General features: G+C 72.6%; 5 protein-coding genes. 1 reads left to right on the top strand and 4 read right to left on the bottom strand.

Annotated elements, in window-relative coordinates:
• Window positions 1–166 precede the first annotated feature (166 nt).
• Window positions 167–2,740: an ABC transporter permease gene (locus ACFU99_RS24805; RefSeq protein ID WP_384395476.1), complete on the bottom strand. Its 2,574-nt coding sequence runs from the start codon at window positions 2,738–2,740 to the stop codon at window positions 167–169.
• On the bottom strand, window positions 2,737–3,525 hold the full coding sequence (locus ACFU99_RS24800; protein WP_384395474.1) for an ABC transporter ATP-binding protein: 789 nt from the start codon (window positions 3,523–3,525) through the stop codon (window positions 2,737–2,739). The genes ACFU99_RS24805 and ACFU99_RS24800 overlap by 4 nt, the downstream gene beginning before the upstream one ends.
• Window positions 3,526–4,039: 514 nt before the next feature.
• Between ACFU99_RS24800 and ACFU99_RS24795 the strand changes: the two genes are divergently transcribed.
• Window positions 4,040–5,629: an MFS transporter gene (locus ACFU99_RS24795; RefSeq protein ID WP_384395472.1), complete on the top strand. Its 1,590-nt coding sequence runs from the start codon at window positions 4,040–4,042 to the stop codon at window positions 5,627–5,629.
• 154 nt (window positions 5,630–5,783) lie between these two features.
• On the opposite strand, the gene ACFU99_RS24790 is transcribed toward ACFU99_RS24795, so the two are convergent.
• Together ACFU99_RS24790 and ACFU99_RS24785 are read right to left on the bottom strand one after the other, a co-directional pair.
• Window positions 5,784–6,737, bottom strand: coding sequence for a cellulose-binding protein (locus ACFU99_RS24790; protein ID WP_384395470.1), 954 nt, complete (start codon window positions 6,735–6,737; stop codon window positions 5,784–5,786).
• 122 nt (window positions 6,738–6,859) lie between these two features.
• Window positions 6,860–7,927, bottom strand: a complete 1,068-nt coding sequence (locus tag ACFU99_RS24785; RefSeq protein ID WP_384395478.1) for an LCP family protein — start codon at window positions 7,925–7,927, stop codon at window positions 6,860–6,862.
• Between the last annotated feature and the right edge of the window lie 5 nt (window positions 7,928–7,932).

The following is a 7,932-nucleotide window of genomic DNA, read 5'->3' as shown; positions in this document are numbered from 1 at the left end:
CACGGGCCCTCTACCCGGGCGGGCCCGGATCCCCCGAGCGCCCGCCTCCCCCGCACCGGCCGCCAGACCGGCGCGGGGAGTCTCACCTGCTCGTACGGCTCGGCCGGGCCGCTCGCCCGGCCCCGGCCCGCAACGAGCGACTCCGGCGGCAGCGAAAACGCTGACCTCACTCCGTGGCGATGGCATTCAGCACATTCATCCGCCCCGCCCGGAAAGCCGGTACGAGCGCCGCGACGAGCCCCACGACCGCCGACCCGGCGAAGACCGCGCCGATCGTCGGCCAGGGGATCTCCAGCACCTTGAGCCCCTCCAGCGCCAGCAGCTTCTGGGCCGTCGCGCCCCAGCCCATGCCGAGCCCGAGCCCGAGCAGCGCGCCGAACAGGGCGATGACCACCGATTCGAGGCGGATCATGCGCCGCATCTGGCGGCGGGAGAGGCCGATGGCGCGCATCAGCCCGATCTCGCGGGTCCGCTCGACGACGGAGAGGGCGAGGGTGTTCACGACGCCCAGCACCGCGACGATGATCGCCAGCGCCAGCAGCCCGTAGACCAGGTTCAGCAACTGCCCGATCTGGTCCTCCAGGGTCTTCTTGTAGTCGGCCTGGTCGCGGACCTTGTACTGCGGGTAGTCGTGCAGCTTCGCCTTGAGCGCGCCGTACGCCGCCTTCTCCTGGCCGTCCTTGGCCGTGGCCAGCATCATCGAGCTCAGCGGCAGCTTGTCGGCCGGCAGATACCGCTGCACGGTGGCGATCCCCAGGTACTTCGCGCCGCCGTCCATCGCGCTGTCGCCGGAGGTGATGGCGCGCACCGTGAGCTGGGCGGTGCGCCCGCCCGCGAAGGCGACGCCCAGCTTGTCGCCGATCTTGACGCCGTGCTCCTTGGCGTAGTCGTCGCCGACCGAGATCGAGTCGGGCCGGTACGCGGCCGACAGGTCGCCCTGGACCGTCTCGGCCTTGAAGTCCCGCGCGTACGTCGGGTCCGCGGCGGCGAGCTCGTCCTTGACGGTCTTCCCGTCGGGCGAGGTGATCTTCGCGTTGACGTTCTTGTAGCGGGACACGTGGTCCAGGCCCGGCGACTCCGCGACGGCCTTCTCCGCCGCCGGGGTGAGCTGCTGCCCGGTCTCGGACTGGACGATGTAGTCCGCGCCGACCGTCTTGTCCAGCTCGTCGGTGGCCGAGGCGACCATCGAGGAGCCGACGACCGACAGGCAGGCCACCAGCGCGAGCCCGATCATCAGGGCGGCGCCCGTGGCGCCCGTACGCCGCGGGTTGCGCAGCGCGTTGCGTTCGGCCATCCGCCCCACCGGGCCGAAGACCCGCAGCACGACGGCGCTCAGCACCCGCACCACCAGCCCGGCCAGCAGCGGGCCGACGACCACGAAGCCCACGAGCGTGCAGAGCACGCCCACGCCCAGCAGCAGCGCGCCCTGGGAGGCCGTATCCGCTTGCGAGGCGGCGATGAGCCCGGCCGCGCCGACGACCGTGAGGAGCAGGCCGACGGCGGCCCGTACGCGCCCCGCCGCGCCGTCCGCCGGGGTCCCGGCGTCCCGCAGCGCCGCCATCGGCGAGACCTTGCCCGCCCGGCGCGCCGGGAGGTAGGCGGCGACGACGGTGACGATGACGCCGAGCGCCAGGCCGATGGCGGGGGTGGTGGCCTTGACGGTCAGTTCGGAGGTGTCGAGCTTCATCCCGACGCTGCCCATGACCTTCATGAGCCCCACCGCGAGGCCGACGCCCGCCGCGATGCCCAGGGCGGAGCCGACGACGCCGAGCATCAGGGCCTCGACGAGCACGGACCGGTTGACCTGCTTGCGGCTGGAGCCGATCGCCCGCATCAGGCCGATCTCGCGGGTGCGCTGGGCGACCAGCATCGAGAAGGTGTTGACGATGAGGAAGACGCCGACGAGGACGGCGATCCCGGCGAAGCCGAGCATCGCGTACTTGATGACGTCGAGGAACGAACCGACCTGCGCGGCGGCGTCCTTGACGCTCTCCTCCTTCGTCCGCACCTCGTAACCGTCGCCGAGGCTGTCGGCGACGGCCTTCTTGAGCTGCTCGTGGCTCACGCCGTCGGCGGCGGTCAGCTGGACCGCGGAGTACGCGGCGGCCGACCCGAGCAGCTCGGTGCGCGCGGTGGCGGAGTCGAAGTCGACGATGGCGGCGCCGGGGTTGGTGGTCGTGAACTCGGCGATGCCGGTGACGGTCGTCTCGATGGTGCCCGTCACGGAGACGGTCTTGATCCGGTCGCCGAGCTTCACGCCGTGCTTCTCGGCGGTGTCCGCGTCGATGAGCGACTCGGTGGGACCGCGCGGCTCGTGCCCCTTGACGATCTCCATCTGCTTCTTCTCGTCGGCGCCCCAGTCGCCGGCGATGGTCGGGGCCCCGGAGGTCGGGCTGAGGCTGTCGCCCTCGGCGTCGGTCAGGGCCACCTTGTCGGTGGAGACCGAACCGACCGCCGACCGTACGCCGTCGACCTTCTTCAGCCGCCCGACCAGGCTCGCCGGGACCGTCTCCGGACGGCCGGTCCGCTGCGCGTCCTTGTCGTCCTTCTCGGACTTCGGCTGGACCGTGACGTCCGAGGCGGTGGTGTTGAAGAGCTTGTCGAAGGTCGCGTTTATGGTGTCGGTGAAGACGAGCGTGCCGCACACGAACGCCACGGACAGCAGGACGGCGACGGCGGAGAGCGCCATGCGTCCCTTGTGCGCGAGAAAGTTGCGCACCGAGGTCTTGAGAACGGTCACGACACCCGTCCCCGCGCGTCGAACGCCTTCATCCGGTCGAGCACCATCTCGGCGGTCGGATGGAACATCTCGTCCACGATCAGGCCGTCGGCCAGATACAGGGCGCGGTCCGCGTACGAGGCGGCCACCGGGTCGTGCGTGACGATCACGATGGTCTGGCCCAGCTCGTCGACGGAGCGCCGCAGGAAGCCGAGCACCTCGGCGCCGGCCCGCGAGTCCAGGTTCCCGGTCGGCTCGTCGCCGAAGATGATCTCGGGCCGGGCGGCGAGCGCGCGGGCCACGGCGACCCGCTGCTGCTGGCCGCCGGACAGCTGGTTCGGCCGGTGCTTGAGGCGTTCGGCCAGCCCCACCGTCCCCACCACGCGCTCCAGCCACGCACGGTCCGGCTTGCGGCCCGCTATGTCCATCGGCAGCGTGATGTTCTCCAGCGCGTTGAGCGTCGGCAGCAGGTTGAACGCCTGGAAGATGAAGCCGATCCGGTCCCGGCGCAGCTGCGTCAGCTTCTTGTCCTTGAGCCCGGTGATCTCGGTCTCGTCGAGCCAGATCTGCCCGGAGGTGACGGTGTCGAGCACGGCCAGGCAGTGCATCAGCGTGGACTTGCCGGAGCCGGAGGGGCCCATGATGGCGGTGAACTGCCCTCGGGCGATGTCCACGTCCACGCTGTCGAGCGCGACGACCCGCGTCTCGCCCGCGCCGTACGCCTTGGTGACCTGCCGCGCGCTCGCCGCAACGGCCGTACGCCTTCCGTCGCCCCCGGCCCTGGGAATCGATACAGCCGTTGTCACAGTATGTCTCCTTGTTTCGGTACGCCCGGCCCCGCCGCCTGCGCTGCGGCGACAAGGGTCATCGGGGTTCGGTGGCGCCGCCGTGGTTCCCGGAGCGGGGAGTCGGGCGTACGTACATCAGCGTGCTCGCATCACAGGGGGCGCACGATGGTGCCCGCATGCCTCTTGCCGGTGGTGCGGGCACCACCCTTCGCCGGTGGCGCCCGGCCCCCCACTGCCGAATCCTTGAGAACCGCGGGAGCCGCCCGCACCGGGCCGCTCGTCAAACAGGCTAGGGAGCCCGGCGGCCCGGCTCGTCATCCGCCGGTACGAACACGGAATCAGGCCAATTGCGTAACTACCCCTAGGGGAAGGGACCTTGTGGACGACCCCCGCCTCAGGGACGGCCGGCGTCCGGTCGCGGCGGAACGTACGCCTCCTGCGCCCTGACTGCCCCCGATACCCGGTACCGCGCCCCGCCCCCACGTGGAAGTGTGGGTCGTACACGGACCAGCGGTTCGACGGAGGGGGCACGGTGAGCGGCACCGAGCGGCGAGCGCAATCGGCGGCGATACCCGAGGCGGCTGCCGGAGCGTCACCCAGCAGACGCGCCCCCGTGGCCGCCGCCCTGATGCTCGCGATGGCGCTCGCCGCCATCGACGGCACCATCGTCTCCACCGCCATCCCGCAGATCGTCGGCGACCTCGGCGGCTTCTCCGTCTTCTCCTGGCTGTTCTCCGGCTATCTGCTCGCCGTCACCGTCACCCTCCCCGTCTACGGCAAGCTCTCCGACACCTTCGGCCGCAAACCCGTCCTCGTCGTCGGCATGGCCGTCTTCCTGGCCGGGTCGCTGCTGTGCGCCGCAGCCTGGAACATGGCCGCCCTCATCGCCTTCCGCGTCCTCCAGGGCCTCGGCGGCGGCGCCCTCCAGGGCACCGTCCAGACCGTCGCCGCCGACCTCTACCCCCTCAAGGAACGCCCCAAGATCCAGGCCAAGCTCTCCACCGTCTGGGCCGTCTCCGCCGTCGCGGGCCCCGCCCTCGGCGGCCTCCTCGCCGGATACGCGGACTGGCGCTGGATCTTCCTCGTCAACCTGCCCGTCGGCGCCGTCGCCCTCTGGCTCGTCGCCCGCCACCTCCACGAGCCCCAGCGCACCCGCGCCGCCCGTCCGCGCACCGCCCGCACCCGCACCGCCCGCCCGCGCGTCGACTGGCCCGGCGCGCTCGCCATCTTCGCCTGCGGCGGACTGCTGCTCACCGCGCTCGTCCAGGGCGGCGTCGCCTGGCCCTGGCTCTCCGCCCCCTCCGCCGCGTTCTTCGCCGCCAGCGCCCTGTGCGCCGCCGCCACCGTCGCCATCGAACGCCGCGCGGCGCAGCCGATCATCCCCGGCTGGGTCTGGCGCCGCCGCACCATCTCCGCCGTCAACCTCTCCCTCGGCGCGCTCGGCCTCCTCATGATCGCGCCGACCGTCTTCCTGCCCACCTACGCCCAGTCGGTCCTGGGCCTCGGCCCCATACCCGCCGGATTCGTCCTGTCCGTCATGACGCTGAGCTGGCCCATCTCCTCCGCCCTCAGCAGCCGCGTCTACACCCGCACCGGCTTCCGCAACTGCGCCCTCATCGGCATCGCCTGCGCCACCGTCGTCCTCCTCGCGTTCCCGCTGCTCCCCTACCGCGGCGCGGCCTGGCAGCCGGCGCTCCTGATGCTGGCGCTCGGCGCGGCCCTCGGCCTCTTCCAGCTCCCCCTGATCATCGCCGTCCAGTCCTCGGTCGGCTGGTCGGAGCGCGGTACCGCCACCGCCTCGATCCTCTTCTGCCGCCAGGTCGGCCAGAGCGTCGGCGCGGCGCTGTTCGGGGCCGTCGCCAACGCCACGCTCGCCGGGCGGCTCGCCGACGCCCCCGCCGCGATACGGCCGGGCATGCCGGACGACCTCGACTCCGTCGCCCGCGCCCTGAGCCACCCCGCGGACCTCACCGCCCGGACCGCCGACTACCTGCGCCACGCGGTCTCCACCGCCGTCGACCACGTCTACCTCGGCGCGGGCTGCGCGGCCCTCGTCGCGCTCCTGACGCTCGTACTCCTGGCCCCGCGCCGCTTCCCGGTACGGACGGAGGAGGACGGCTGAGGAGCGTAGGGGCGGGCTGAGGGCGCGTACGGGCGAGGGGACGGCGTACGGGCGTACGCGCGCCCCTTCCCGTACGTCCGTACGCCCCGCTGCCCGTAAACCCCCGCTGCCCGCACGCCCGTAAGTCCCCACCGCCCCGTGGCAGGGCTCGCCGTCAGGACTCCGAGCTGGAGGCGGGGCCGGGCACCGTCCCGGCGTCGTGCGAGCCGCCGCCCGCCTCGGCGGACGCGGGCTCGGGGTCCGGGACCGCCTTCCCCGTCAGCGCGGCGAGGCTGCTGCGGACGTGCACCATGTGGGCGCGCAGCTCGTCGCGCTCCTCCTCGTGCTCGCGCAGCACCCGCTCCGTCTCCCGCTCCACGCGCTCCGCCCGCGACCGGGCCTGCGAGACCAGCGACTCGGCCTGGGCCTCGGCGTCCTCCTGGCCGTGCCGGATGGACTCCTCGACCTCCGCGTACGCGCGCTGCGACTCGGCCAGCACCCGCCGCCCGTACTCCTCCAGGTCCATGATGTGCGCGTCCGTGTCCGCCTCGTGCCCGGCGAGCTCCCGGCCCGCCGCGTCCCACCGCTCGGAGTGGTCCTTCTCCTGCTCGGCGAGGGTCTCGGCGGTGCGCTGCCGCATGTCCTTGAGCGCCGCGAGGGACTCGGCGCGCCGGTCCTTGACCTCGCGGCGCACCTCGGCGCGCAGGTCGTCGGCGATGTGCTGGGCCGCCGCGGTGGCCTCCTCGGCCCACTCCTCGGCCTCGGTCCGTACGGACGCGGAGTACGCGGCCGCGGCGTCGTGGACCGCGCGGGCGTGGTCGGCGGCGGAGCCGCTCAGCTCCTCGGCGGCGGCCTCGGCGCTGCCGCGCACCCCGGCGGCCTCCCCGTCGGCGATGGCGAGGAGGTCGGCGGCCCGGCCGCCGAGGCTCTCATAGGTCTGCGGGGCGAGGTTGGCGACGACCTCGCGCAGCCGTTCCGCCTCGGCCTCCATCTCCTTGGCGAGCACGGTCAGCCGGGCTGCCCGCTCCCAGGCCGTGTCGCGCTCGTGGGAGACGTCGCCGAGCGCGCGGTCGACCTGTTCGATCCGGTATCCGCGGCCCCGCACTACAGCGAAACCGTGGGGAGACATCGATGCACTCATCCTTCAAGCCCCTTTTGTCCGGCATGTAACGCGGTCCGGCGCACATCCTTGTGGATCAGCCGAAGTGCCCATAACGCGACACTCCGCCCACTCCACCAGTCAAGGATGCGTCAATTGGTGCCAGAAGTCGGAATCGGCCTGTCGGCGCGCAACGCGTCGAAGAGCCGCCGCGCCCCCGCCTCGTCCCAGACCAGCACGTCACCGGCGCCGGGCCGGTCCTGACCGGGACCGGCGACCGGCACCGTCACGCTCCGCCCCCCGCCGTCCGCGATCTGCTTCATCGACCAGCCCATCCTGCCCAGATCCCACACGCCCGTACCCTTGTCGACAGTGAGCGCCGACAGCCCCGCGTCCACCACGGGCACCAGCCGGAACGGATTGAGGAGCACGGACGCGCCCAGCATCCGGTCCGCGACCGCGCCCAGGAATCGCTGCTGCCGCTTGACCCGTCCCAGGTCACCCTCGGGATCGCTGTACCGGGCGCGGACGTAGGCGAGGGCCTGCTTGCCGTTCATGTCCCGGCAGCCGCGGCCGAAGTCGGCCCCGGACTTCTCGTCGCGCAGCGGCTGGGGAAGACAGATGCGCACCCCGTGCAGCGCGTTGACGAGATCGACGAAACCGAGGAAGTTCACCTCGGCGTAATGCCCCATCCGCAGCCCCGTCGCCTGCTCCACGGTCCGCGTCAGCAGCTTCGGCCCGCCCAGCGCGTACGCCGCGTTGATCTTGTTCTTGCCGTGGCCGGGGATCGGCACGTACGAGTCCCTGGGCAGGCTCACCAGGTACGGGCCGCTGTCGCCGTAGTGCAGCACCATGATCGTGTCGGTGTTCAGCCCCGCGTCGTTGCCGACGTGCAGTTCCTTGCGCTGCCGCGCGGTGAGATGCGAACGGCTGTCGGAACCCACCAGCAGCCAGTCCGTGCCCTTCCCGGCCGCCGGACGGCCCTCGTAACCGGCGAGCGCGCCGACGGTGTGCACCTGCGTGCCCGCCCAGAGGTAGAGCCCCGCGGCGAAGGCGACGAACAGCACCACCAGGGTCAGCAGCGCCAGCAGAATCCGCTTCGGCCAGCTCAGCCGGCGACGGCCCCGCCGGTCCCGCCGATCCCGCCTGCGCGGGCGGCGCCGACGCCCGGACCGGTACAGCGTGGTGCTGCCGGGCTGCGGCGGCTCGGGGGTGCCCATAGGGC

The organism is Streptomyces sp. NPDC057654, from assembly GCF_042800135.1.
In the GTDB taxonomy this organism is placed as follows: Bacteria; Actinomycetota; Actinomycetes; order Streptomycetales; family Streptomycetaceae; genus Streptomyces.
The sequence above is the reverse complement of the archived record's forward strand: the minus strand, read 5'-3'. Positions and strand labels throughout refer to the sequence as shown.